Genomic DNA, 25,842 nt, shown 5'->3' on the forward strand with positions numbered 1-25,842 from the left:
GCAGCCAGGACCCGTACGCCTTGGACCGACGGGGCCTAGCCCCAGGTGTCGCCCGGGCCCGTGCTGCCCGGGGCGCGCAGGGGGCCGTACGACCGCGGCCGGCCACCGGGGCCCTGCACCTTGATCAGCCGGACCGTGCCCTGGCCCAGCTCCTTGTTCAGCCGCGCCACCAGCTGCGGCGCCAGCAGCTTCAGCTGCGCCGCCCACGCCGAGGAGTCGCAGCGCACGGCCAGCTCCCGGTCCTCGTACCGCTCCGGCACGCAGTGCGCGGCGATCTCCGGGCCCACGATGTCCGGCCAGCGCTCCATCACGCCCGCCACCGCCATCGGCATCTCCCAGCCGCGCTCCGTGCGCAGCCGGTCCAGCGCCGCCATCAGCGGCATCGGGTCCCGGCCGTCGGCCCGCGCGCCCGAGCGGAGGCCCTGCTGCGGCTGCCGCTTCTTCCCGCCCACGGCGGTGCCCCGCGCCCGCGCCTGCTCGCGCGCCGCGGCCAGCGCCTGCCGCGCCAGGTCCACGCCCGAGGGCTCGGGTGTCCTGCGCGGCTCCGGGCTCCCGCCCTTGTCGCGGTCGCCGTCGTTCACAGCCGGGTCACCTCACCGCCGGACACCCCGAAGCGCGCCCCCTCCAACACATCCGGAACGTCATCGTCCACCGCCGCCGTCACCAGCACCTGCTCGCCCGGAGCCACCAGCTCCGCCAGCCGCTCGCGGCGTCGGGCGTCCAGTTCCGCGAACACGTCGTCGAGGATCAGCACCGGCTCGCTGCCCTCCGAGCGCAGCAGCTCGTACGAGGCCAGCCGCAGCGCCAGCGCGTACGACCAGGACTCGCCGTGGCTCGCGTACCCCTTCGCCGGCAGCTCCCCCAGCCGCAGCACGAGATCGTCGCGGTGCGGGCCCACCAGGGTCACGCCCCGCTCGATCTCCTGCTTGCGGGCCTCCGCGAGCGCCGCCAGCAGCACGTCGTAGAGCGCCTCGCGCGTCTGCGCGGACCCGGAGTCCACGGGCTCGCCCGCCGAGCTGCGGTACGCCAGGCCCAGCGGACCGCCGCCGGGCGCCAGCTGCTCGTACGCCTTGTCCGCCAGCGGCAGCAGCGTGGCGATCAGATCCAGCCGCCGCGCCAGCAGCTCCGCGCCCGCCCGCGCCAGGTGCTGGTCCCAGACGTCCAGCGTCGACATGTCCATGGACCGCCCGCCGTGCCGGCGGGCCATGGCGGCGGACTTCAGCAGCGTGTTGCGCTGCTTGAGCACGCGCTCGTAGTCGGAGCGCACCGCGGCCATCCGCGGCGAGCGCGCCGTGATCAGCTCGTCCAGGAACCGCCGCCGCTCGCCGGGGTCGCCCTTCACCAGGGCCAGGTCCTCGGGGGCGAACAGCACCGTCCGCACGATCCCCAGGACGTCACGGGGCCTGACCTGCGACGACCTGTTGATACGGGCCCGGTTCGCCCGGCCGGGGTTCAGCTCCAGCTCCACCAGCTGCTGGCGCTCGCCCTGGGTCACCGCCGCCCGGACGATGGCGCGGTCCGCCCCCATCCGGACCAGCGGGGCGTCCGAGGAGACCCGGTGGCTGCCCAGCGTCGCCAGATAGCCGACGGCCTCCACCAGGTTCGTCTTGCCCTGGCCGTTGGGGCCCACGAAAGCCGTGACGCCCGGGTCGAGGGGAACCTCGGCCCGGGCGTACGAGCGGAAGTCGGCCAGCGACAGATGCGAAACGTGCATGACGGCGCCGACCTCCCCCGGCTGCTCTTCCTTCGTCCTACTACTACTTCTTGGTCTCGACCGCGTGGCCACCGAACTGGTTGCGCAGCGCGGCGATCATCTTCATCTGCGGCGAGTCGTCCTGGCGCGAGGCGAAACGCGCGAACAGCGACGCGGTGATCGCCGGCAGCGGCACGGCGTGGTCGATCGCGGCCTCCACCGTCCAGCGGCCCTCGCCCGAGTCCTGGGCGAAGCCCTTGAGCTTCTCGAGGTGCTCGTCCTCGTCCAGCGCGTTGACGGCCAGGTCCAGCAGCCAGGAACGGATGACCGTCCCCTCCTGCCAGGACCGGAACACCTCGCGCACGTCGGTGACCGAGTCCACCTTCTCCAGCAGCTCCCAGCCCTCGGCGTAGGCCTGCATCATGGCGTACTCGATGCCGTTGTGGACCATCTTCGCGAAGTGGCCCGCGCCGACCTTGCCGGCGTGCACGGCGCCGAACTCGCCCTCGGGCTTGAGCGCGTCGAAGATCGGCTGGACCCGGGACACGTGGTCCTTCGCGCCGCCGTACATCAGCGCGTAGCCGTTCTCCAGGCCCCACACGCCACCGGAGACTCCGCAGTCGACGAAGCCGATGCCCTTGGCCGCCAGCTCCTCGGCGTGCTTCTCGTCGTCCGTCCAACGGGAGTTGCCGCCGTCGACGACGATGTCGCCGATCGAGAGCAGTTCACCGAGCTCGTCGATGGTGGACTGGGTGGCCTCGCCCGCGGGCACCATCACCCACACCACCCGGGGCCCCTTCAGGTTCTCCACAAGCTCATGCAGGCTGTGGACATCGGCGACGTCCGGATTGCGGTCGTATCCGACGACGGTGTGGCCTGCGCGGCGAATGCGCTCGCGCATGTTGCCGCCCATCTTGCCGAGACCGACGAGACCGAGCTCCATCTGGTGGTTCCTTAGGTGTGTGACCAGTTTCGTACCCGCGTCCGAGCCTACGCCCGGACGCGGGTGCACACCCTTCCCCGTGCTCCGCACGGGGGCGCCCGCCGTCAGCCGGACAGGCGTACCGGCATGATCAGGTACTTGTAGGCCTCGTCGGCCTCCGCGTCGACCGCGGGGCGCCCGCTCAGCAGCGCCGGCTTGGTCGAGGTGGTGAAGGACAGCTGCGCGGCCGGGGAGTCGATCGCGCTCAGGCCGTCCAGCAGGAAGGTCGGGTTGAAGGCGATCGAGATGTCGTCGCCCTCCAGGACCGCGTCGACCCTTTCCACAGCCTGTGCGTCGTCGGAGGAACCGGCCTCCAGGATCAGCACGCCCTGCTCGAAGCTCAGGCGCACCGGCGTGTTCCGCTCGGCGACCAGGGCCACGCGCTTGACGGCCTCGACGAACGGGGCGGTCTCGATCACGGCGACGGAGTTGAACTCGGTCGGGAAGAGCGTGCGGTACTTCGGCAGGTCGCCCTCGAGGAGACGGGTGGTCGTCCGGCGTCCGGCGCCCTCGAAACCGATCAGGCCCTCGCCCGCGCCGGAGCCCGACAGCGCCAGGGTGACGGTGTCACCGCTGGTCAGCGACTTGGCGGTGTCCAGGAGCGTCTTCGCGGGCACCAGGGCCACGGCGGAGGCCTCCGGGTTCTCCGGCTTCCACAGGAACTCGCGGACCGCGAAGCGGTAGCGGTCGGTGGAGGCCAGGGTGACGCGGTCGCCCTCGATCTCGATGCGGACGCCGGTCAGCACGGGCAGCGTGTCGTCACGGCCGGCGGCGATGGCGACCTGGGCGGCGGCGGAGGCGAAGACCTCGCCGGGCACGGTGCCGGTCGCGGTCGGCATCTGCGGCAGAGCCGGGTACTCCTCCACAGGCAGGGTGTGGAGTGTGAATCGCGAGGAGCCGCAGACCACGGTCGCCCGTACACCGTCTGTGGAAATCTCCACCGGGCGGTTGGGCAGGGCGCGGCAGATGTCGGCGAGCAGCCGGCCGGAGACGAGGACGGTGCCGTCCTCCTCCACGTCCGCCTCGACCGAGACGCGGGCCGAGACCTCGTAGTCGAAGCCGGAGAGGCTCAGCGTGCCCTCCTCGGCCTTCAGGAGAAGGCCCGCGAGAACGGGCACCGGCGGCCGGGCCGGGAGGCTACGGGCCGCCCACGCCACCGCCTCCGCGAGTACGTCGCGCTCCACCCGGATCTTCACCGGAACCGCCTCCTGCTGATTGCTGGCCTTCGTCGTCGGCTCAATGCCGGAGACCAGTCTGACGTACGGCACCGACACTCGGTGCGGCTGGCCGTCAAGTCGGGAGCGAGGTGTCGGGGAGCGTGCCGACGGACTTGTGCACAGGGCCCGCTTGAAAACGAAGACCGAGCTCACTGTCTATGGGGGTAGTAGTAGGGCCTGTGGAAACGGTGGATAACGTCGTTCTCGCAGGTCAGACCCAGTTTTTTGTCCACTGCCCCTGTGGGTGACACCGGTGGACAACAGGGCAGTGCTGTGGAGAACAGAAACTTCTGCACAGGCCGTCCCCAGGACACCCCTGATCCTCCACAGCTGCATCCCCAGCTTTCCCCCGGTACTCCACAGCCCAAACGTTCCCAGTCGTGTGACGCCTTTCACTCCGGGTGGTGAGAGGGGTCGCGTCGTTGCCGAACAGTGGACAAGGCTGTGGAGGACAGCGCGGTTCCTGTGCACAGCGTCGGGCAACCTGTGGGGAGCCGGTGGACAGAGACGTGGACAGACCTGTGGACGAAATATTTGTCCACAGCCTGTGGATCATCCTTACCAACAGTTCCACACCCCTGTGAGCTGGGCTGATGATCCCTCAACAGGCTTGCCTGTGGACAAATTGTGGGTGAGATCCGCAGTCCCCACCCTGTGGACGGAAGAAAGTCGGGGAATCTGTGGATGAGTTGGCTCCGAAGGGGCGTATTCGAACAGGTCAGGGGCGCGCGGCTGAATGAATGCGCCCCCGGTGCACGGCGTATGACGGTCCCGGATACGCCGAAAAGGCGCTCCCGGAAACGTCCGGGAGCGCCCTCCGACGCTGCTGTGCGCGCGTGCCCTGGGGCCGGCGGCTAGCCGTTCTTGATGCGGTTGGTGAGCTCGGTGACCTGGTTGTAGATGGAGCGGCGCTCGGCCATCAGCGCACGGATCTTGCGGTCCGCGTGCATGACCGTGGTGTGGTCGCGGCCGCCGAACTGGGCGCCGATCTTCGGCAGCGACAGGTCGGTCAGCTCCCGGCACAGGTACATGGCGATCTGGCGGGCCGTGACCAGGACCCGGCTGCGCGAGGAGCCGCACAGGTCGTCCACGGTCAGCCCGAAGTAGTCCGCCGTGGCCGCCATGATGTCCGTCGCCGTGATCTCGGGAGCGCTGTCCTCGCCGCCCGGGATCAGGTTCCTCAGGACGTCCTCGGTCAGTCCCAGGTCCACCGGCTGCCGGTTGAGACTGGCGAAGGCGGTGACCCGGATGAGCGCGCCCTCCAGCTCGCGGATGTTGCGCGAGATGCGGGAGGCGATGAACTCCAGGACCTCCGGCGGGGCGTTGAGCTGCTCCTGGACGGCCTTCTTGCGCAGGATCGCGATACGGGTCTCCAGCTCGGGCGGCTGGACGTCGGTGATCAGGCCCCACTCGAAGCGGTTGCGCAGCCGGTCCTCGAGGGTGACCAGCTGCTTGGGCGGCCGGTCGGATGACAGCACGATCTGCTTGTTCGCGTTGTGGAGCGTATTGAAGGTGTGGAAGAACTCCTCCTGCGTCGACTCCTTGCTCGCGAGGAACTGGATGTCGTCGACCAGCAGGATGTCCATCTCGCGGTAGCGCTTGCGGAACGCGTCGCCCTTGCCGTCGCGGATGGAGTTGATGAACTCGTTGGTGAACTCCTCGGAGCTCACGTAGCGCACGCGGGTGCCCGGGTAGAGGCTGCGGGCGTAGTGCCCGATGGCGTGCAGCAGGTGGGTCTTGCCGAGGCCGGACTCGCCGTAGATGAAGAGCGGGTTGTAGGCCTTGGCCGGGGCTTCGGCGACGGCGACCGCGGCGGCGTGCGCGAAGCGGTTGGAGGCGCCGATGACGAAGGTGTCGAAGAGGTACTTGGGGTTCAGCCGTGCCGTCGGCTCCAGCGGACCGGAGGTGGAGCCGCCCGAGGACGACGGGGGCGGCGCCGAGGGACGGCCGGGGGCGGCCGGCGCGGAGTCGTAGGCCGGGGGCTTGTCGTACGACGGCTTGGCGTACGCGGACTGGTCGTACCCGCCCTGCGGCTCGTACGGCTGGTCGTAGCCGGAAGGTTCCGGCTGCTGGAGGTAACCGGGCTGCGGGGAGGCGTACGGGTCGCGCTCGGGGAAGCCGCCGAGCCGGGGCTGCTGCCAGCCGTAGTCGTCCTGCTGGCCGCCGCGCGGCCAGGCGCCGGGCTCCGGGCGCGGCTGCTGGTAGTCCGGGTACGCCGGACGGGCGGTCGGCAGCTGGTCGTCGCCAGGGCCGTTGTGACCGTTGTGACCGGTGCGACCGCGCTGGCCGCCGTACGGCTCGTAGGCGTCGCGCTGCGGGGCCGAGGGCGGTACGGGGGGCGCGGGCTCGCCGGCGGAGTCGTCGACGGTGATCGCGATCCGGATGGGGCGGCCGCACTCCCGGCTGAGGGCGTCGCTGATCAGCGGGGCCAGCCGGCCTTCGAGGACGCGCTTGCCCCATTCATTGGGGACCGCGAGCAGGGCGGTGTCGGCGACGAGGGCCAGGGGCTGACAGCGCTCGATCCACTGCTTGTCCTTGGGCTCGATGCCCTGCTGACCTTCCCCGAGGAGCTTCTCGAGCACGCGTGGCCACACTGCGGCAAGATCGGCAGGTACGTCAGCCACAGAGCACGCTCTCTCACAGGGGTCCCACGAATGTGTGGTTCTTTGGGACGGTCGGGACAAAAAATCCGGGGTCGAGCAACGGTAGTCAGCGCGACGGGTGCGGTTCAAGTCGTTGTCCACAGCCTGTGCACAGTGTGGGGCACGGTCGGCTCGGTTTGACCGGATGGCGTAGCCGCGCGTACCGTAACGAGGTCGAGTTGTCGATGGCTGCTGCCGCCTGCCTACCGATGGGCGAAGATCACTGCACGTGATCGTTTAGCGGTGTCCACTCGGGCGATCACGCGAGTTCCTCGTGGGCGCACGGTGACAGCCAGGCGATGTAACCGCCACAACGATTCATTCTCTGGAGCCCCCGAGTGAGCAAGCGCACCTTCCAGCCGAACAACCGTCGTCGCGCCAAGACCCACGGTTTCCGCCTGCGGATGCGGACCCGCGCCGGTCGCGCGATCCTCGCCGCCCGCCGTGGCAAGGGCCGCGCCACCCTGTCCGCCTGATCAGACAGGTCATGACGTCGTGCTGTCTCCCGAAAATCGGCTGAGGCGGCGCGAGGACTTCGCGGACGCGGTACGTCGAGGCCGCCGGGCTGGTCGCCCGCTCCTCGTCGTCCACCTACGTACAAGCGGTTCAACGGACCCGCACGAGCCGGGGGGCATAGTTCCCTCGACGCGTGCGGGTTTCGTCGTCAGCAAGGCCGTAGGTGTTGCGGTCGTCCGTAACCGGGTGAAGCGGCGGTTGCGCCATTTGGTGCGGGAGCGGCTCTCCCAGCTGCCCGCCGGTAGCCTGGTGGTGGTACGTGCGTTGCCCGGTGCGGGCGACGCCGGCCATGACGACCTGGCCCGGGACCTGGATGCCGCCCTGACGCGGCTGCTGGGAGGCGTGGCTCGATGAAGTACCCGCTGCTCGCTTTGATCAAGCTGTACCAGTGGACGATCAGTCCGCTGCTCGGGCCGGTGTGCCGCTACTACCCCTCGTGTTCGCACTACGGGTACACGGCCATCGACCGGCATGGTGCGGTGAAAGGGACGGCGCTGACCGCCTGGCGGATCCTGCGGTGCAATCCGTGGTCCCCGGGTGGTGTGGATCATGTCCCACCCCGTAAACGCCCGCGTTGGCACGAGCAGCTGCGCAGTGCGTTGCGTAGATCTCGCAATGCTCAAGGAGCCTGATTAGTGGACACGATTGCCAGTCTGTTCAGCTTTATCACCACACCCGTCTCGTGGATCATCGTCCAGTTCCACAAGCTGTACGGCGCGATCTTCGGAGCGGACAGTGGGTGGGCCTGGGGCCTGTCCATCGTGTCCCTGGTGGTCCTGATCCGTATCTGCCTGATCCCGCTCTTCGTGAAGCAGATCAAGGCAACGCGTGGCATGCAGGCGCTCCAGCCGAAGATGAAGGCGATCCAGGAGCGCTACAAGAACGACAAGCAGCGTCAGTCCGAAGAGATGATGAAGCTGTACAAGGAGACGGGTACCAACCCGCTCTCCTCGTGCCTTCCCATCCTGGCGCAGTCGCCGTTCTTCTTCGCGCTGTACCACGTGCTCGCGAACATCGCCAACGGCAAGACCATCGGTGTGCTGAACCAGCAGCTGGTCGACAGTGCCCGTGAGGCCAAGATCTTCGGCGCGCCGATCGCCGCCAAGTTCACGGACAGCCCGGAGAAGGTCGAGGCGCTGGGCGCCTCGCTGACCGACGTCCGGATCGTGACCGCGGTCATGATCGTCCTGATGTCGCTGTCGCAGTTCTACACCCAGCGTCAGCTGATGCAGAAGAACGTCGACCTGTCGGTCAAGACGCCGTTCATGCAGCAGCAGAAGATGCTGATGTACATCTTCCCCGTGATCTTCGCGGTCATGGGCATCAACTTCCCCGTCGGTGTCCTCGTGTACTGGCTGACCACCAACGTCTGGACCATGGGTCAGCAGATGTACGTGATCAACCAGAACCCGACGCCGGGCAGCAAGGCGCAGGACCAGTACCTGACGCGTCTGCTCAAGCACGTCACCTCGCACGGTGAGGTCAAGAGCCGGGGCAAGAAGAAGGTCGTCGCCGCGATCGTGGCCAAGGGCCCGGACCGCAACGACAACGAGCGCAAGTTCATCACGGCGCTGACCAAGCAGGGCCTGGCCGCGCAGGCGGACGGTTCTGTGATCAAGAGCGCCGAGGCCACGGCGGATTCGGATGCGGCGAGTGGCGGTGCCGCCAAGCGGCAGCAGCCGAAGCGGCAGTCGAAGTCGCAGCGCCAGACTCCCACCAAGCCCTCGTCCAAGAAGTAAGAAGGAGTCCATCCCGTGACGGAAGGCACCACCTCCGCCGCTGCTGAGGGTGGCGACACCCTGACCCGCCTGGAGCAGGAGGGTGAGATCGCGGCCGACTACCTCGAGGGTCTGCTGGACATCGCCGATCTGGACGGCGACATCGACATGGATGTCGAGGCCGACCGGGCCGCGGTGTCGATCATCAGCGACTCGTCGAGCCGCGAGCTGCAGAAGCTCGTGGGCCGTGATGGCGAGGTCCTGGAAGCTCTGCAGGAGCTGACGCGGCTGGCCGTCCACCGGGAGACCGGGGACCGCAGCCGGCTGATGCTGGACATCGCCGGGTTCCGTGCCAAGAAGCGTGAGGAGCTTGCGGCCCTGGGCGCCAAGGCCGCGGCCGACGTCAAGGCGTCGGGCGAGCCGATGAAGCTGGCGCCGATGACCCCGTTCGAGCGCAAGGTCGTCCACGACGCCGTGGCCGCCGCCGGTCTGCGCAGCGAGTCGGAGGGCGAGGAGCCGCAGCGCTTCGTCGTCGTGCTCCCGGCCTGACCGGGAAAACGTGTGGTCGGCCCCGCCTGTGTCGCAGGCGGGGCCGAAGTTTGTCAGCCTGGCCCTAGCAACTGAGTCGTTACAGTGCGGTACGGAAGGACGGTCCCCGTGACGGAGGCAGCAGCAGAGCTTCCCCCGGCGCCCGAGGAGGCGCGCGCGGTATTCGGTGAGCATTTCCCGGAAGCTGTCCGGTACGCGGAGCTGCTGGCGGACGCCGGGGTCAAGCGCGGCCTGATCGGCCCGCGCGAGGTGCCCCGGCTGTGGGAGCGGCACCTGCTGAACTGTGCGGTGCTGGCGGAGGCGGTCCCCCAGGGGGTCACCGTGTGCGACGTCGGCTCCGGCGCCGGCCTGCCGGGCATCCCGCTGGCCCTGGTGCGCCCGGATCTGAAGATCACGCTCTTGGAACCGCTGCTGCGGCGTACCACCTTCCTCCAGGAAGCGGTCGAGCTGCTGGGCCTGGACCACGTGACCGTGGTGCGCGGCAGGGCCGAGGAGATGCTGGGCAAGCTCCAGCCCGTTCATGTGGTGACCGCACGTGCCGTGGCTCCGCTGGACCGGCTGGCAGGCTGGGGTGTGCCGCTGCTGCGTCCCTACGGCGAGATGCTGGCGCTGAAGGGGGACACCGCCGAGGAGGAGCTGGTCGCGGCGAAGGTCGCGCTGGCGAAGCTCGGTGTGGTGAAGACCTCGGTGCTCCAGGTCGGTGAAGGGGTGGTGGACCCGCTGTCGACGCTGGTGCGGGTCGAGGTCGGGGAGAGCCCCGGTGGGGTGAGGTTCGCCGCCAAGCGGGCTAAGGCGGCCCGGGTGGGACGTTCGCGCCGTCGCCGTTGATCCGATGCGCCCCTATAGGTATGGATTTCGGAGTGTCGTAGCGGGCTGAAGACGGTGCCCGTGCATCGTGTTTCACGTGAAACATCGCTCCCTGCTGCATGGAATCATCAGCCGCGGTCGTGCGGCTGCGTCCCCGCGTCACCGCAAGGAAGCGGGGGGCACAGAGTTGTCCACATCGGTGGATTCATCCACAGGAGTACGGGCCCCGCTGGTTCGCGACCCCAAAGGCATGGCAGGCTCTGTTCAGCGCGAGCCCGATGTCGAGGAGAGTGAATCCGTGCGGTCCGACGCCAACCTTGCGGGGCCCATGGCCGATCCGGTCCCCGGCCCCCGCTCCGAGCCGACGGGCGAGGATGTTTCACGTGAAACACCGCCCCCGGTGGACAACGACACCCCTATCGGCCGGGCTGCCCAGCTGGCGGTAGAGGCGCTGGGCCGTGCAGGTGAGGGTCTGCCGCGCCCCGCCCAGACCCGGATCATGGTCGTGGCCAACCAGAAGGGCGGCGTCGGCAAGACGACGACGACCGTGAACGTGGCGGCCTCGCTGGCTCTGCACGGCGCACGCGTGCTGGTGATCGACCTCGATCCGCAGGGCAACGCCTCTACCGCTCTGGGCATCGACCATCACGCCGAGGTCCCGTCGATCTATGACGTGCTCGTGGAGAGCCGACCGCTGCTGGAGGTCGTCCAGCCGGTGCCGGACGTCGAGGGTCTCTTCTGTGCACCGGCCACCATCGATCTGGCCGGCGCGGAGATCGAGCTCGTCTCCCTGGTGGCCCGCGAGAGCAGGCTCCAGCGGGCGATCCAGGCCTATGAGCAGCCGCTCGACTACATCCTGATCGACTGCCCGCCGTCCCTGGGCCTGCTGACGGTCAACGCTCTGGTGGCGGGCGCGGAGGTGCTGATCCCCATCCAGTGCGAGTACTACGCCCTGGAGGGCCTGGGCCAGCTGCTGCGCAACGTGGATCTGGTGCGGGCCCATCTGAACCCCGCTCTGCATGTGTCGACGATTCTGCTGACCATGTACGACGGCCGGACCCGGCTGGCCTCGCAGGTCGCCGAGGAGGTGCGCAGCCACTTCGGGGACGAGGTGCTGCGGACGAGCATCCCGCGCTCGGTGCGTATCTCGGAGGCTCCGAGCTACGGGCAGACGGTGCTCACCTATGACCCGGGCTCCAGCGGCTCCCTCTCCTACCTGGAGGCGGCGCGTGAGATCGCGCTGCGCGGGGCCGGAATCCAGTACGACGCTCGGAACGCCCATCAGGGCGCGGGCATGAACAGCACGCAGAGCATGGCGGAGGGGATCCAGTGAGTGAGCGACGTAGGGGTCTGGGGCGGGGGCTCGGCGCGCTGATCCCCGCTGCTCCCCAGGAACAGACACCTCCGGTGGTGGGCGCGGGTTCGACGTCTCCGTCGGCGGTACCGGTACTGACCTCGGAGCGTGGGATCGCGGCAGCGAAGCTGGCTTCGCTGGCGCAGGCCGATGTTTCACGTGAAACGGAGTACGCGGCGGTCGCCGCGGAGCCCGAGGCCGCGGCGGAGACGAACACGGTGGCGGGGGCGACCTTCGCCGAGCTGCCGATGGACGCGATCACGCCGAACCCGCGGCAGCCGCGTGAGGTGTTCGACGAGGACGCGCTCGCGGAGCTCGTCACCTCCATCCAGGAGGTGGGTCTCCTGCAACCGGTGGTGGTGCGGCAGACGAGCGCCGACCGCTACGAGCTCATCATGGGCGAGCGTCGGTGGCGGGCATGCCGGGAGGCCGGCCTGGAGCGGATTCCGGCGATCATCCGGGCGACGGACGACGAGAAGCTGCTGCTGGACGCACTCCTGGAGAACCTGCACCGGGCTCAGCTGAACCCGCTGGAGGAAGCCGCGGCGTACGACCAGCTGCTGCAGGACTTCAACTGCACGCACGACCAGCTGGCCGACCGGATCGGCCGGTCGCGTCCGCAGGTGTCGAACACCCTGCGGTTGCTGAACCTGTCGGCGCCGGTCCAGCGCCGAGTTGCCGCGGGTGTGCTGTCGGCGGGTCACGCGCGGGCACTGCTGTCGGTGAAGGACACCGAGGAGCAGGACCGGCTGGCGCACCGGATCGTGGCCGAGGGGCTGTCGGTGCGGGCCGTCGAGGAGATCGTCACGCTGATGGCGGCCGAGACGGGGAGCACAGTGAAGCCGAAGGGTCCGCGGGCGGGTGCCCGGGTGTCCCCGGCGCTGAGCGAGCTGGCCACACGGCTGTCGGACCGGTTCGAGACGCGGGTGAAGGTGGACCTGGGTCAGAAGAAGGGCAAGATCACCGTCGAGTTCGCGTCGATGGAGGATCTGGAGCGCATCCTGGGCACGCTGGCGCCGGGCGAGGGCCGGGTGCTGGAGCAGGGACTCGCCGGAGAGTGAGTTCAGGGTCGTCCCACGGGGCGGGTCGTGCCGGTGGTTGACCGGTGCGGCCCGCCCTTTGCCCTTATACGATGCGTTCATGGGTCGTCGGCTGGTACCACTCACGCTGGACAACCTCCGGGATCTGCCGAGCCGTTGCCGGTCCTGCGTCTTCTGGGAGCTTGACCCGGTCAGCGGCGAGGCCGCCGTGAAGGCGGGCCGGGCCGAGCTGGAGAAGGAGGCGTGGATCTCCGCGGTGCTGCTGGAGTGGGGATCCTGCGGCCGGGTGGTCTACGTCGACGATGTCGCCGTGGGGTTCGTGTTGTATGCACCGCCGGCGTACGTGCCGCGGTCCACGGCGTTCCCGACGAGTCCGGTGTCACCGGACGCCGTTCAGCTGATCACCGCTCTGATCGTGCCGGGGTATCAGGGACAGGGGCTGGGCCGGGTCATGGTGCAGACGGTCGCCAAGGATCTGTTGCGCCGGGGGTTCCGGGCGATCGAGGCTTTCGGAGACGCACGGTGGGACGGGCCGCGATGCCTGCTGCCGGCGGACCACCTCTTGGCGGTGGGGTTCAAGACGGTGCGTCCGCACCCCACGCATCCGCGGCTGAGGCTGGAGCTGCGCTCGACCTTGTCCTGGAAGGAGGACGTCGAGCTGGCGCTGGACCGGCTGCTGGGCGCGGCCCGCAAGGAGCCGGTGCTGCGTCCGCTGTGAGTGCGTCTGCTGTGAGGGTGTCCGCGAGTACGCCTCGGCCATCGGTCTCCGCGTATGCGAACGGGGCCGCTCCCCTCTCGGGGAGCGGCCCCGTTTCACGTGAAACGGTGTGGCGGTCAGGCCTGCTTGAGGGTCACGAAACCGTCGAGGTCACGGAGGATCGCAGCCTTCGGCTTGGCACCGACGATGGTCTTGACGACCTCGCCGCCCTGGTAGACGTTCAGCGTCGGGATGGACATGACGCCGTACTTGGCGGCCGTGTCCGGGTTCTGGTCGATGTTGAGCTTGACGATCTCGATCTCGTCGCCGTAGTCGGCCGCGATGGCCTCCAGGGACGGGGCGATCTGACGGCACGGGCCGCACCACTCGGCCCAGAAGTCCACCAGGACGGGCTTGTCGCTCTTCAGGACGTCCTCGTCGAACGTCGCATCGGTCACGTTCTTCAGGGTGCCGGCCACAGCGGCCTCCTTTTTCTCTACTGCGGGGTGTGGGGTGTGGGGATGGGACGACGGTGCAATCAGACCGTGGCCGTGGCGTGCTCGGCGTCCGTGAGGGCGGCGAGGAAACGCTCGGCGTCGAGAGCGGCGGAGCAGCCGGTACCGGCGGCGGTGATGGCCTGACGGTAGGTGTGGTCGACGACGTCGCCCGCACCGAACACGCCGGTCACGTTGGTACGGGTGGAGGGCGCGTCGACCTTGAGGTAGCCCTCCTCGTCCAGCTCGAGCTGACCCTTGAAGAGCTCGGTGCGCGGGTCGTGGCCGACGGCGATGAACAGACCGGTCACGGCGAGCGGAGAGGTCTCGCCGGTCTTGGTGTTGCGCAGGGTCAGGTGGGAGAGCTTCTGGTCGCCGTGGATCTCGGCGACCTCGCTGTCCCAGGCGAACTTGATCTTCGGGTCGGCGAAGGCGCGGTCCTGCATGGCCTTGGAGGCGCGCAGGCTGTCGCGGCGGTGCACGATGGTGACGGACTTGGCGAACCGCGAGAGGAAGGTGGCCTCCTCCATCGCGGTGTCACCGCCGCCGATGACAGCGATGTCCTGGTCCTTGAAGAAGAAGCCGTCGCAGGTCGCGCACCACGAGACGCCACGGCCGGAGAGCGCGTCCTCGTTGGGAAGACCGAGCTTGCGGTGCTGCGAGCCGGTCGTCACGATGACGGCCTTGGCGCGGTGGACGGTACCGGCGGTGTCGGTGACGGTCTTGATCTCGCCGGCGAGGTCGACGGAGATGACGTCGTCGGGGACCAGCTCGGCGCCGAAGCGCTCGGCCTGGGCGCGCATGTTGTCCATGAGGTCGGGGCCCATGATGCCGTCGCGGAAGCCCGGGAAGTTCTCGACGTCGGTGGTGTTCATCAGCGCGCCACCGGCGGTGACGGCGCCCTCGAAGACCAGGGGCTTGAGCGAAGCGCGTGCGGTGTACAGGGCGGCGGTGTAGCCGGCCGGCCCGGAGCCGATGATGATCACGTTTCGGACGTCGCTCACGGGTTTCTTCCTCGTCTCTGCGGACTGCTGCTGCTTACCGGAGGGGGGCCGGTGCGGACTCTCACCCCACCCAACCGATCCTATGGCGCGCGCATTCCCACGTTGCCCGTGTGATCGCCCGCAGCCCTCAGAGCCGGCTGAAGGTGCGCGTCAGGACGAGCTCCCCGGCGGCGGCCGCAGGGGCGTTTTCGCAGGCGGAGTCCACGAGATAGGCGTCGACGCGGGTGGCGTCACCCGGGTGCGGGAGAACGACGAGGTAGACGTTCACGCCGTTGTACGTCCCCCGTTCGGTGGCCAGCGGTGCCTCCGTACGCCCGGTGCCCTGCTGGATACACCCCGGGATGCCGCCCCCCTGCCGTTCGGTGTCGCCCGGACCGGATTCGGTGGCGCTGAGGCCGTTCTGGGAGTCCGGGGTGCTCTTGCGGCTCTGGGTGGGAGGGCCGAGCAGTTCGCGTACCTGGGCCTCGAGGCCGCCTTCGGAGAACGCCGCGGAGTCCGAGGGGCTGGTGAGGACGGAGGCTGCGGCGTCCTTCGAGCCGCTCTGCTGCTCCTGGCCCCAGGGGAGCTGGAGGAGGAAGACCCCGAGGCTGAGGGCGGCAGCCGCCGTGAGGCCGGCCAGGACGGCCTGGCGCCGCTTCCGGCCGGGCCCGGTGGCAGCACGGGGACGTCCGGCGGGACGGACGGGCGCCGACGTTTCACGTGAAACATGGCGAGCGGGGGCAGGAGCGGGCGCGGTGCCGGGCGTGCCCTCGTCGGTCCGGGGGGACGTGGCGTCCAGGAGGGCTTCGGCGGCCAGGGCGGCATCGATGCGGCCGGCGATGTCGGAGGGCATACGGGCAGGCCCCGGGAGGGTGCCGAGCAAGGACCGGATCTCCTCCAGCGAGGTCCGGACGTCCGCGCACAGCACGCAGTCGGTGAGGTGGCTGCGTACCTCCGCGGAACGGGTCGGGGAGAGCAGGCCTTCGGCGAGGTCGGAGATCTCCGAGACATCCGGGTGCCGGACCGTGCCGGGCGCGCCAGGAGTGGGGCTCACGTTCGTCCACCTCCGCCCTTCACAGCATCTGGGTCCCTGGGTTCTGCCGCTGGTGGGACGGGATTGTCCTGCGACCGGTTCCTTCCCCGCTCCGACATGGACTTATCCCCGGCATTCGTGCGCAGATGAGTGAGCATCGGGACGAGTTTCGCCCGGCCGCGGGCGCATCGGCTCTTGACGGTTCCGGTGGGGACGCCGAGGATGCGCGCGGCTTCGGCGACGGGGTAAGCCTGCATGTCGACCAGGACCAGAGCGGCCCGCTGGTCGGCGGGAAGGGTGCTCAGGGCGGCCAGCAGCTGCCGGTGGAGGTCGTGGCGCTCGACGGGAGCCTCGGCGGACTCATGGGGCTCCAGCAGGCTCTCCAGACGCTCGGTGTCGTCGAGGGGAGAGGTTCTGCGGGAGGCCGCCTTGCGGGCCCGGTCGAGGCAGGCGTTGACGGTGATGCGGTGCAGCCAGGTGGTGACGGCCGATTCACCACGGAAGGTGTGAGCGGCCCGGTAGGCGGAGACCAGGGCGTCCTGGACGGCGTCGGCGGCCTCCTCGGGGTCGCCCAGGGTGCGCAGGGCGACGGCCCACAGTCGGTCGCGGTGCCGGCGTACGAGCTCCCCGAAGGCGTCGGGGTCCCCGGCGACATGCCGGGCGAGCAGATCCCGGTCGCTGTCCTCACCGGTCGTCGCGTCGTGCATCACACCTCCCCCTGACCGAAGTCAGCCGGCTTTGCCGAGGACCTTGATCTCCTTGATGCCGCCGCGGTAGTTGCCGCTTTCCGCAGGGGCCAGTGAGGTGATGTGGATCAGCACATACTGGGTTCTGATCGGGTTGTCCACGGTGGCGTGCAGCTTCTTCTCCTTGGTCCCCAGCTTCATGAGCTCCTGCGGGAACTCGCTGAGGGAATGGGGTGAGGAAGCCTCCGGTGCGGCGGCGCGAACCTGGATCTTTTGCCCGGCGGCGGTCAGCTCCACGTCAAGGCCCATTACCTCCTGGACGCTGCCGAGATCGACGACGATGCCGGTGCCGTCGTCGTAGCCTTCCAGGCGGCCGAAGTCGGGATCGGTGAGGAACGTCTTGGTGGTCCACGACGTGTCGCTCTTGCCGTCGACGGCGTTCCCGGCCTTCGCGGCGTTCATGGCATCCGAGCCGAAGACCGAGGCGTCCTTGATCTTGAGGGCCCCGCCCACTTCCGGCTTCTTCTGGGGCTCTTCGCCGTTCTTCGGGGTCTGCGACGTACTGGTCCCGCCGTCCCCGTTGGCGTGGTCCAGGAGGGCGTCGGCGAGCTGCCAGCTGCCCAGGCCCAGCGCGGCGATGAGCAGGGCTGCGACGCCCCACTTCAGGACGCGGCCGGTACGGCTCTGCAGCGGGGCCGGAGGGGGCTGCACGGGGATCGTCGCGGTGGCGGGAGAGCCGGGACGCGGCGCGGGACGACCGTAGCCCTGCTGGTAGGTGGTGTGCTGGTACTCCGGCGGGGCGGTGAAGGCGGGCTCCGGGGGCCGGATGCGGGGCATCGCGGCAACGGCCTTGGCCAGCTCCTCGGGGGTGGTGCAGGCGGGTTCCTGCCGGGAGGCGGTGGCGCCGTCGTTGGCGAGGGCCCGCATGGCGAGCTCGCCCAGGCCGCGGTGGACACCGGCGCGGACCTGGTCCGGGGGGAGCAGCCCGACACCCTTGGGCAGGCCGCTGAGGCCGTACGCGTCGCTCTCGTAGGGCCAGCGCTGGGTGAGGGAGGCGTACAGCAGGGCGCCGATCGCCTCGGTGTCGGCACGCTGCGGGGTGTCGCTGGTGATGCCGCGCAGAGCGGCGTTCACCGCGAGGCCGCGGATGCGGTACTGGCCGGTGGAGGTGCGCAGTATCGCGCTGGGGGTGAGCCGCAGATGGGCCAGGCCCTCGCGGTGGGCGGCGGCCATGGCCTGGGAGATCTGGCTGACGAGCTGGTACGCCTCGTGGGGTTCCAGGGGGCCGGCGGTGAGGATCGTGGTCAGCTCGGTGGCATCGGGCAGCCACTCGTGGACGACGTAGACGAGGTCGTTCTCCTCCACGGCGTCGAGGACCTGGACGAACCGGGGGTCGCCGAGGAGAGCGGAGGAGCGGGCCGCGGCCAGCACGCTGCGGGCCCGGGGGTGGTCGGCGGGCAGCAGGTGGACGCCGACGGCACGCCGCAGCTTCTCGTCCATCGCACGCCAGCTGCTGAATCCGTCCAGACGGGTGACGCACTCCTCGAGCCGGTAGCGTCTGGCGAGCTTGTGGCCGCTGTGGAGTTCGGGCGCGGCGGTCGGTACTGCCGCCTTCCGTTCACCGTCCGATTCGGGCATGGGTCCGTCCGCGGCTCGTCCGTTCTGGGCTTCCACCCCGTCGGCCGTGGCCTTGGCCGCCTGTGCGGCCAGCGGCTCGTCGCCGCTGTTGTCGGCCACGTCGACGGCAGCCGTGCTACGTTCCGCCACCGTCGTTCCTGCCTCCCCATCCGTTGCGCGCTGTCGGCCAGTCTGCGAAGCCATGCCAATTGTGCCCACAGTCAGCCGCTATGCACGACACACGAAGGGGCGTGATGGTTGTGCGCATCAGCGCCCCAGACGCCCGCGCACCATCCCGACCATCGCGTTGAGCTCCTCGATGCGCATGCGCTTGGCGGCGGCGAGGAAGACGGCCGCCAGCAGCACGATTCCGGCTGCCAGGGAGGCCGCGGATGCGAGAGCTCCGCTTCCCAGCGCGCGGGTGATGGCGTACGCGGCGGCACCGGCGACGAGGGCGGCGGGGAGGCAGGCCCCGGCCAGGCGGGCGTAGGTGCGGATCACGCGTGCGCCGTCGAGGTCTCCGCCCAAGCGCTTGCGCAGCCGGCGCCAGGCGACGGTGACACCGACCGCGAAGCCGAGACCGTAGGCGGCGGCCATGCCGACCACGGCCCAGCGGGCCGGCAGCACGAAGAAGGCCAGCGCGGAGACCGCCGCGTTGACGCCCGCGACGATCACCGTGTTGTAGAAGGGGGTGCGGGTGTCCTCGTAGGCGTAGAAGCCGCGCAGGACGACGTACTGCACCGAGTACGGGATCAGTCCGAGGCCGAAGGCCATCAGGACGTAGCCGATGTTCTGGGCGCCCGAACCGGAGCCCGCGTAGAGCAGGGTGGCCATCGGCACGCCGAGGGCCAGGAACGCGAAGGCGCAGGGCACGATCGCGACGGCCGAGGTGCGCAGGCCGTAGGAGATGTCGTCGCGGACGGCGGCGGCGTCCCCGTCGTGCGCGGAGCGCGAGATGCGCGGCAGGACGGCCGTCATGACGGAGACCGTGATGATGGCCTGCGGCATCTGCCACAGCAGCAGCGCGTAGTTGTAGGCGGTGATGCCGGTGCCGGGGTGGCCCTGCTTCTCGGCGACGGAGCCGGCCCAGGTGGCGAGCTGGGTGACGACGACCAGGCCGATCTGGTTGGCGAGGACGAAGAAGAACGTCCACTTGGCCAGGCGCGCGGCCTTGCCCAGACCGTGGCCCCGCCAGTCGAAGCGCAGGCGCGGCTTGAAGCCGGCGTCGCGCAGGTAGGGCAGCATCGCCAGGGCCTGGACGACCAGACCGAGCAGGGTGCCCAGACCCAGCAGACGCACGCCCTCGGGGGTGACGGTGGCGCTGCTGACGCCGGAGGTGGTGAAGCCGCCGAAGGCCCAGATGAAGGCGCCGAAGGTGGCGATGACGACGATGTTGTTCAGGACCGGGGTCCACATCATCGCGCCGAAGCGGCCCCGGGCGTTGAGGATCTGACCGAGGACCACGTGGATGCCCATGAAGAACATCGTCGGCAGGCAGTAGCGGGCGAACGCCGTCGCCACTTCCATCTGCTTCGGGTCGGAAGCGATCTTCGGCGACATCATCGTGATGAACACCGGCGCCGCGAGGACACAGATGGTGGTGACCGCCGCGAGCAGCACGACGACCAGGGTCAGCAGCCGGTTGGCGTAGGCCTCTCCCCCGTCGTCGTCGTTCTTCATCGCCCGCACGAGCTGCGGGATGAAGACGGCGTTGAGGGCGCCGCCGCCGACCAGGACGTAGATCATCGTCGGCAGGGTGTTGGCGACCTGGTAGGTGTCGTTGAACGTGCCGACGCCGATCGCGGCGGCGATGGCGAGCGTCTTCAGGAAGCCGGTCAGGCGGGAGACGATCGTGCCGGCGGCCATCAGGGCGCTGGACTTGAGCAGCCCGGCGGCGCGTCCGGCGGGCTTGCTGGGCGCGGGCGCCGCGACCGGGGCCTCCTCGACGGGGGCACCGGGGGCGGCCTGCTGGTCCTTGTACAGGTGCGCGAAGGCGTCCGGCTCGGACTCCTCCTCCGCCGAGTGCGTCACCAGGGAGTCCACCCCGACGAACTGCGTGGTGGTCGTCCGGTCGCCGTACGGCAGGTGGCGGGAGGGGCCGTCCGGCTCGGGCGGCGGCGTCTGGGCCCATACCTGCGGGTCCGGGGCGTAGGAAGGGGCCGGCGGGGCCGCGTAGAGCGGGTTCGGCTCCTGGTAGGTGCCCGGGGGCGGCGGGGGGTGCGCGGCCCGGTCGTAGAGGGCCTCGCCGACGGGGTCCTGTGCCGACAGGTCCTGCGCCCGGTACGGATCGAAGGCGTAGGCGTCCTGGACGTAGGGGTCACGGTCCGGCGCGTGGGCCGGCGGCGGCACCTGCCCCGGCACGGGGGTGCCGGGAGCCGTGCCCTGGGAGGGCGCGGGCACGCCTGCGCCCTGCGCGCGGTCGTCGTACGGCGCGTTCATCGAAACCCCACCTCATCGTCCCCAGGCCGACCGGCCACGGCATCGCTCAACGGTCCACTGTCTCACCCGGGCCGGACGTGCCGGTGCTTTGCGCTCCGGTGTCCGGTGACTCGTCACTCTGCTGCGTGTTCTCCTCGGCGGCAGCACGCGCGGCGACACGTTTGCGGCTGGCGTACATCTTGATGCCCGCGAGTACGAGGAGAAGCATGCCGCCTGCGATGACGAACATCACGGTCGGGGTGATCTCCGTGGCCTCGACGATGAACTTGCGTTCCTTGCCGTAGGGCACGCCGTCCTTGGTGTAGAGCTGCGCGGTGACCTCGACGGGACCGCTGGCGGTGGCGTTGGCGGTGAACTTCAGGGTCTGGCTGTGCTCGGCCTGGACCGTGACGTCCTGCTGGCCGCCGTCGCCGAACATCAGGCGGGTGGGGTTGGCGGACTTCACCCGCAGCACGAGCCCCTGCACGTCCTGCACGAGCTGGTTCTGGACGGTGACGGGGATGGTGGCGCTGTGCCCGGAAAGAGTCGCGTCGGTCTTGGGGATCAGCTGCACCTTCTCGGTGAGCCCGATCAGATACTGCTGGACGCCCTCGCGGTAGATCCGGGCCTCCTGCGGCCGGCCGCGCCAGGAGGTGGACATCTCCCGGTTCGTGGTGTTGCCGAAGGGGATCTCGACGCGGTCGGGAGCGGAGAGGATCACCTTGAAGTGGTCCAGGGTGTTCTGGGTGGTGCGGATCTGCTCGAAGGCGCTCTGCGGGAGCTCCTGCTTGCTCAGGGCCTCCGGGTACTGGCCGGCGCCGGGCACCTGGGTGGTGGCACCCGGATCGGGCTTGGCGGCCGCCGCGGCCTCCAGGTCCTGGGGCTGGGTCCAGCGGCCGGCCTGGAGCGCGCGCAGGGCGGCCGCCATCGACTGGACCTGGCTGGAGGAGGGCATGCGCTGCGGGGCGACGACGAAGCTGCGCTGCTGGTCGGTGTTCTGCAGGTTCAGGGCCAGGGACTGGGCCAGGAACTGCTGCACGGCCAGGACGGAGTTCTCGACGGCCAGCATGTCGCCCTCGAAGGCGGTGGACAGGCGGGCGTCGGCGACGACGGCGGTGACGCCCGCCCCGATCGGCCGCGGCGCGGACGGGGTGTAGCCGAGGCCCCCGCTCTCCTGGAGGCTGTCGCTGCGGGTGAGCACGTTGTGGGCGCCGGCGGAGGTGGCGACGTTGACGATCGCCGGGTCGATGGCGCCGTTCACCGGCCAGGAGAAGTCCGTGGACGGGGTCACGTGCAGGACGGTCTCGACGGCCTTCCTGGCCTTGTCGGTGGCCGGCCGGAGCTGGCCCAGGGTGCCGGAGACGTCCTTGCCGTGGTGGGCGAGGGAGGCGAGATCGGGGTCGGCGAAGGGCAGCGCGACGACCTTCTTGCCCTGGACCGCCGCCTCCAGGGAGCTCAGCCACCGCTCGGCGACCGCTTTGTTGCGCCCCGGGACGCTCTTGCCGTCCGGTGTGCGCACCCGGTAGCCCTCGGCCATCGCGTCGACCGTGTTGAGCAGGTCGGGATCGATGACCCAGGTGACGGGCAGCTCCTTGCCGAGACTGACCATCTGGTCCAGACGGCCACCGGGTTCCAGCTCGGCAGCGAGGTCGTCGTTGAGGAAGACGGGCGTCTGGGTCCGGTCGGAGCCGGTCTCCGCTGTCAGGTGGGTTGTGGAGATCAGTGGCCACACGTACGAGATCTGGGAGCGCTTGGCCGCCGCTTCGGGCTGCCAGGGCAGGAAGGTCCGCTCGATACCGAGGACCTGCTCGGAAGTCCGTCCGCCGGCTTCCCCGGACACGGAGACGCCCAGTTGGTAGACGCCGTCCTTGGGCAGGTCCAGCTTGTTGACCGGGACCTTGAGCGTGAACTCCTGGTCGGCCTTCGCCGGCAGCGCGGGGAGCTTCACCGAGTAGCCCTGGTCGATCTCGGCGGGGTCGCTGCCGGGGCGGTAGTCGGTCCGGTCGGCGGCCTCGTCGATCGCGTCCCGGTCGGCCAGGACCGGGCCGACCCGCAGGCCCACGTGCCCGCCCGTGATCGTCTCGTGGCTGTTGTTCACGATCTTGCCGGAGATGGTGAGCGTGTCGCCCTTGACGGGGGCGGCCGGAGTCACGGCGTCCAGCTGGACGTCGACACTGTCGCCACCGGTCGTCTCGGCGGCCTGGGCGCCGGGCGCGGGGGCGTAGACCAGAGCGGCGAGCACGGGCGTCCCGGCCAGCAGGACGACCGCCCGCCGCAGCCAGCGGCGGCGGGCAGGAGCGGGGGAGGCCCCCTGGATGTCAGCCGCCTCGGCCACGCGCTCGCCCGTCCTCGAAGTGTCAGTGGTCGTCGTTTGTGCGTCTACGCATGGTAACGAGGCCCGCTGTGCGCGAGTGCCGCGCCTTGCCCCACATGATCGGGCCTGGCAGGGCGGTGCGCGGTGCCGGGGTCGCCGTAAAACGGTGACGCCCCGGCCGGGCGGGGCACGTACCCTTTTCTGTTGTGCCGAACGCCAACGAAGACAATCCCAGTGCCCTGACCCAGGTGCAGCACCGTGCGGTGAGCGAACTGCTGCGGGTCGCCCCTGTCGCCGACGAGCTCGGCCGCCGGTTCCAGGAGGCGGGCTTCCACCTCGCCCTGGTCGGCGGTTCGGTCCGCGACGCACTGCTCGGGCGTCTTGGTAACGATCTGGATTTCACGACCGACGCCCGCCCCGAGGACGTTCTGAAGATCGTCCGGCCGTGGGCGGACTCGGTGTGGGACGTCGGTATCGCCTTCGGCACGATCGGCGCCCAGAAGGACAGCTTCCAGATCGAGGTCACGACCTACCGGTCGGAGGCGTACGACAGGACCTCGCGCAAGCCCGAGGTGTCCTACGGCGACTCCATCGAGGAGGACCTGGTCCGCCGCGACTTCACGGTCAACGCCATGGCCCTGGCACTGCCCGAGCAGCGCTTCATCGACCCGCACGGTGGTCTGGAGGACCTCCAGGCGCGGATCCTGCGCACTCCGGGCACCCCCGAGGACTCCTTCTCCGACGACCCGCTGCGCATGATGCGCGCGGCCCGCTTCGCGGCCCAGCTCGATTTCGAGGTGGCTCCCGAGGTGGTCGCCGCGATGAAGGCGATGTCCGACCGGATCGAGATCGTCTCGGCCGAGCGGGTCCAGGCGGAGCTGAACAAGCTGCTGCTGGCCGCGTACCCGCGCAAGGGCCTGGGGCTGCTGGTCGACTCCGGTCTGGCCGACCACGTCCTGCCCGAGCTGCCGGCCCTGCGGCTGGAGAGTGACGAACACCACCGGCACAAGGACGTCTACGACCACTCGCTGATCGTGCTGGAGCAGGCGATCGATCTGGAGGAGGACGGCCCCGACCTCGTGCTGCGGCTGGCCGCCCTGCTCCATGACATCGGCAAGCCGCGTACGCGCCGGTTCGAGAGCGACGGCCGGGTCTCGTTCCATCACCACGAGATGGTGGGCGCGAAGATGACCAAGAAGCGCATGACCGCGCTGAAGTACTCCAACGACATGGTCAAGGACGTCTCCCGACTCGTGGAGCTGCACCTGCGCTTCCACGGCTACGGCGACGGCGAGTGGACCGACTCCGCCGTCCGCCGGTACGTCCGCGACGCCGGCCCGCTGCTGGAGCGGCTGCACAAGCTGACCCGCTCGGACTGCACCACCCGCAACAAGCGCAAGGCTTCCGCGCTCTCCCGCGCCTACGACGGCCTGGAGGAGCGGATCGCCCAGCTCAAGGAGCAGGAGGAGCTGGACGCGATCCGGCCCGACCTGGACGGCAACGAGATCATGCAGACTCTCGGCGTGGGTCCCGGCCCGGTGATCGGCAAGGCCTATGCGTTCCTGCTGGAGCTGCGGCTGGAGAACGGTCCGATGGGCCGCGACGCGGCGGTGGCGGCCCTCAAGGACTGGTGGGCCGGACAGGCCTGAGCGACGCCCCGCGCGATGTTTCACGTGAAACATCGCGCGGGTCCAGCTGTCCCGGGATGCTCCGAGGCCGCGGTTTCACGCGGCCTCGCGATGTTTCACGTGAAACGTCGCCCCTGACGTCCCAGGACGATCGCCGTCACGCCGTAGAGCATGGCGACGCCCAGGATCAGGGTGGCCGACTTGCCATCGGGGGGAAGCATGAGCGCGGCGACCGCGGCCGCCCCGACGAAGGCGACATTGAAGAGCACGTCGTAGACGGAGAAGACCCGGCCCCGGAAGGTGTCGTCGATCCGGGACTGCACGACGGTGTCGGTGGAGATCTTCGCGCCCTGGGTGGCGAGCCCGAGGATGAAGGCGGCGGCCAGTATCGGCCCCGGGGTGAAGAAGAGGCCGAGAGCCGGCACCAGGACGGCCGCTCCGGCGCAGCAGGCGACGATCCAGCCCCGGGTGCCCAGGCGGCCCACCAGCCACGGGGTCACGACGGCGGCCGCGAAGAACCCCGCCCCGGAGACCCCGACGGCCAGCCCCAGCAGCGCGAGCCCTTCCGATTCGGTGGCCGACCAGGCGTAGCGGCAGAGCATCAGGAGCATCACCGTGAGCGCGCCGTAGCAGAAGCGCATCACGGTCATGGCGGTGAGGGCCTGGGCGGCCTCACGGCGCTCGGCGAGGTGCCGCAGGCCCTGCGCCATGCCCCGCACGGTCAGGACGACGCCCTCGGTCACCGAGGGGCGGTCCGGGCCCAGGTCGCGGTCGGGTCCCAGGAGGCCGATGGCCAGCCGGAGCGAGACCAGGGCGGCGGCCAGGTAGAGCACGGCGCCCAGCAGGACGACCAGGGCGTTGGAGCCGCCGACGAGCAGTCGCAGGAGGAAGGCCAGGGCCCCGCCGGCGGTCGCGGCGAGAGTGCCGGCGGTGGGCGACAGGGCGTTGGCGGTGACCAGCTGGCCGGGTTCGACGACATGCGGCAGCGAGGCGGCCAGGCCGGCCAGGACGAAGCGGTTGACGGCGGTCACGGACAGTGCGGACGCGTAGAAGAGCCAGTCCGGTACGTGGACGGCGATCAGCAGGCCGGTGACACAGGCGAGGGCGGCCCGCAGCAGGTTGCCGTAGAGGAAGACCTGGCGGCGCCGCCAGCGGTCCAGCAGCACTCCGGCGAAGGGGCCGATCACGGAGTACGGCAGGAGCAGCACCGCCATCGCCGAGGCGATCGCCGTGGGGGAGGTCTGCTTCTCCGGGGAGAAGACCACGTAGGTGGCGAGCGCGACCTGGTAGACGCCGTCGGCTGCCTGGGAGAGCAGTCGTACGGCGAGCAGATTGCGGAAATCCCTCAGGCGCACGAGTACGCGCAGATCACGTACGACAGGCATGAGGGCAAGGGTCACATACGCGGAGGGTCCCCGGGCGCATTGCCCGGGGACCCTCCGCGGAAGAACAGC

The 25,842-nt window shown here is 69.9% G+C and carries 23 protein-coding genes; 10 read left to right on the plus strand and 13 right to left on the minus strand.

Annotation, left to right across the window (positions count from 1 at the left end; genetic code table 11):
* Positions 1-35: 35 nt before the first annotated feature.
* The 5 genes from ACZ6KO_RS32170 to dnaA all read right to left on the minus strand — a co-directional run bounded on the left by ACZ6KO_RS32170 (position 36) and on the right by dnaA (position 6,636).
* Positions 36-581, minus strand: a complete 546-nt coding sequence (locus ACZ6KO_RS32170) for a DciA family protein (RefSeq protein WP_469307511.1) — start codon at positions 579-581, stop codon at positions 36-38.
* Entirely contained in the window at positions 578-1,714 is a 1,137-nt protein-coding gene (gene recF / locus ACZ6KO_RS32175) for a DNA replication/repair protein RecF (RefSeq protein ID WP_469307512.1), read from the minus strand. The genes ACZ6KO_RS32170 and recF overlap by 4 nt, the downstream gene beginning before the upstream one ends.
* A gap of 43 nt (positions 1,715-1,757) precedes the next feature.
* On the minus strand, positions 1,758-2,663 hold the full coding sequence (gene gnd, locus ACZ6KO_RS32180) for a phosphogluconate dehydrogenase (NAD(+)-dependent, decarboxylating) (RefSeq protein WP_469307563.1): 906 nt from the start codon (positions 2,661-2,663) through the stop codon (positions 1,758-1,760).
* Positions 2,664-2,740: 77 nt separating this feature from the next.
* A complete protein-coding gene (gene dnaN / locus ACZ6KO_RS32185; protein ID WP_401445816.1) occupies positions 2,741-3,871 on the minus strand; it encodes a DNA polymerase III subunit beta in 1,131 nt (376 codons plus the stop codon).
* A gap of 875 nt (positions 3,872-4,746) precedes the next feature.
* Complete coding sequence (dnaA, locus tag ACZ6KO_RS32190; RefSeq protein ID WP_469307513.1) at positions 4,747-6,636, minus strand: chromosomal replication initiator protein DnaA; 1,890 nt, start codon at positions 6,634-6,636, stop codon at positions 4,747-4,749.
* 236 nt (positions 6,637-6,872) lie between these two features.
* Here dnaA and rpmH point away from each other — a divergent pair, with 236 nt between their 5' ends.
* The 9 genes from rpmH (at position 6,873) to ACZ6KO_RS32235 (ending at position 13,236) form a co-directional block, all read left to right on the plus strand.
* The gene (gene rpmH / locus ACZ6KO_RS32195) at positions 6,873-7,010 is read left to right on the plus strand and encodes a 50S ribosomal protein L34 (protein ID WP_351310997.1); all 138 of its coding nucleotides are present in this window, start codon (positions 6,873-6,875) and stop codon (positions 7,008-7,010) included.
* Between the two features lie 19 nt (positions 7,011-7,029).
* Positions 7,030-7,404, plus strand: a complete 375-nt coding sequence (gene rnpA / locus ACZ6KO_RS32200) for a ribonuclease P protein component (RefSeq protein WP_469307514.1) — start codon at positions 7,030-7,032, stop codon at positions 7,402-7,404.
* On the plus strand, positions 7,401-7,682 hold the full coding sequence (yidD, locus tag ACZ6KO_RS32205; RefSeq protein ID WP_076043740.1) for a membrane protein insertion efficiency factor YidD: 282 nt from the start codon (positions 7,401-7,403) through the stop codon (positions 7,680-7,682). The genes rnpA and yidD overlap by 4 nt, the downstream gene beginning before the upstream one ends.
* A gap of 3 nt (positions 7,683-7,685) precedes the next feature.
* The gene (gene yidC, locus ACZ6KO_RS32210) at positions 7,686-8,789 is read left to right on the plus strand and encodes a membrane protein insertase YidC (protein ID WP_469307515.1); all 1,104 of its coding nucleotides are present in this window, start codon (positions 7,686-7,688) and stop codon (positions 8,787-8,789) included.
* Between the two features lie 15 nt (positions 8,790-8,804).
* The gene (locus tag ACZ6KO_RS32215; protein ID WP_219664618.1) at positions 8,805-9,317 is read left to right on the plus strand and encodes a Jag family protein; all 513 of its coding nucleotides are present in this window, start codon (positions 8,805-8,807) and stop codon (positions 9,315-9,317) included.
* An 84-nt stretch (positions 9,318-9,401) separates the two neighbouring features.
* Positions 9,402-10,145, plus strand: a complete 744-nt coding sequence (gene rsmG, locus ACZ6KO_RS32220; protein ID WP_469307516.1) for a 16S rRNA (guanine(527)-N(7))-methyltransferase RsmG — start codon at positions 9,402-9,404, stop codon at positions 10,143-10,145.
* 229 nt (positions 10,146-10,374) lie between these two features.
* Entirely contained in the window at positions 10,375-11,457 is a 1,083-nt protein-coding gene (locus ACZ6KO_RS32225) for a ParA family protein (protein ID WP_469307517.1), read from the plus strand.
* Positions 11,454-12,539, plus strand: coding sequence for a ParB/RepB/Spo0J family partition protein (locus tag ACZ6KO_RS32230; protein ID WP_469307518.1), 1,086 nt, complete (start codon positions 11,454-11,456; stop codon positions 12,537-12,539). Before ACZ6KO_RS32225 ends, ACZ6KO_RS32230 begins: the two co-directional genes overlap by 4 nt.
* 79 nt (positions 12,540-12,618) lie before the next feature.
* Positions 12,619-13,236 carry a GNAT family N-acetyltransferase gene (locus ACZ6KO_RS32235; protein WP_401444783.1) on the plus strand — a complete coding sequence of 206 codons (618 nt, stop codon included), beginning with the start codon at positions 12,619-12,621 and terminating at the stop codon, positions 13,234-13,236.
* A gap of 116 nt (positions 13,237-13,352) precedes the next feature.
* Here the strand turns inward: ACZ6KO_RS32235 and trxA are convergent, their stop codons facing one another.
* From trxA to ACZ6KO_RS32270, 7 genes are all read right to left on the minus strand, one after another.
* Positions 13,353-13,694 (minus strand): thioredoxin, encoded by a 342-nt coding sequence (gene trxA / locus ACZ6KO_RS32240; RefSeq protein ID WP_401444780.1) that lies wholly within the window; start codon positions 13,692-13,694, stop codon positions 13,353-13,355.
* 59 nt (positions 13,695-13,753) lie between these two features.
* Complete coding sequence (gene trxB / locus ACZ6KO_RS32245) at positions 13,754-14,713, minus strand: thioredoxin-disulfide reductase (protein ID WP_469307519.1); 960 nt, start codon at positions 14,711-14,713, stop codon at positions 13,754-13,756.
* Positions 14,714-14,840: 127 nt separating this feature from the next.
* Positions 14,841-15,746: an anti-sigma factor gene (locus ACZ6KO_RS32250; protein WP_469307520.1), complete on the minus strand. Its 906-nt coding sequence runs from the start codon at positions 15,744-15,746 to the stop codon at positions 14,841-14,843.
* Positions 15,743-16,432, minus strand: coding sequence for an RNA polymerase sigma factor SigM (gene sigM / locus ACZ6KO_RS32255; RefSeq protein ID WP_469307521.1), 690 nt, complete (start codon positions 16,430-16,432; stop codon positions 15,743-15,745). Before sigM ends, ACZ6KO_RS32250 begins: the two co-directional genes overlap by 4 nt.
* A gap of 21 nt (positions 16,433-16,453) precedes the next feature.
* On the minus strand, positions 16,454-18,178 hold the full coding sequence (locus tag ACZ6KO_RS32260) for a protein kinase family protein (RefSeq protein WP_469307522.1): 1,725 nt from the start codon (positions 18,176-18,178) through the stop codon (positions 16,454-16,456).
* A gap of 117 nt (positions 18,179-18,295) precedes the next feature.
* A complete protein-coding gene (gene murJ, locus ACZ6KO_RS32265) occupies positions 18,296-20,467 on the minus strand; it encodes a murein biosynthesis integral membrane protein MurJ (protein WP_469307523.1) in 2,172 nt (723 codons plus the stop codon).
* Between the two features lie 46 nt (positions 20,468-20,513).
* Positions 20,514-22,781, minus strand: coding sequence for a DUF6049 family protein (locus tag ACZ6KO_RS32270; RefSeq protein ID WP_469307524.1), 2,268 nt, complete (start codon positions 22,779-22,781; stop codon positions 20,514-20,516).
* A gap of 185 nt (positions 22,782-22,966) precedes the next feature.
* Here ACZ6KO_RS32270 and ACZ6KO_RS32275 point away from each other — a divergent pair, with 185 nt between their 5' ends.
* Entirely contained in the window at positions 22,967-24,409 is a 1,443-nt protein-coding gene (locus tag ACZ6KO_RS32275; RefSeq protein ID WP_469307525.1) for a CCA tRNA nucleotidyltransferase, read from the plus strand.
* Between the two features lie 95 nt (positions 24,410-24,504).
* Here ACZ6KO_RS32275 and ACZ6KO_RS32280 read toward each other — a convergent pair whose 3' ends face one another.
* Complete coding sequence (locus tag ACZ6KO_RS32280) at positions 24,505-25,773, minus strand: MFS transporter (protein WP_469307526.1); 1,269 nt, start codon at positions 25,771-25,773, stop codon at positions 24,505-24,507.
* Positions 25,774-25,842: the final 69 nt, after the last annotated feature.

This window comes from Streptomyces sp. NPDC042102 (genome assembly GCF_055582305.1).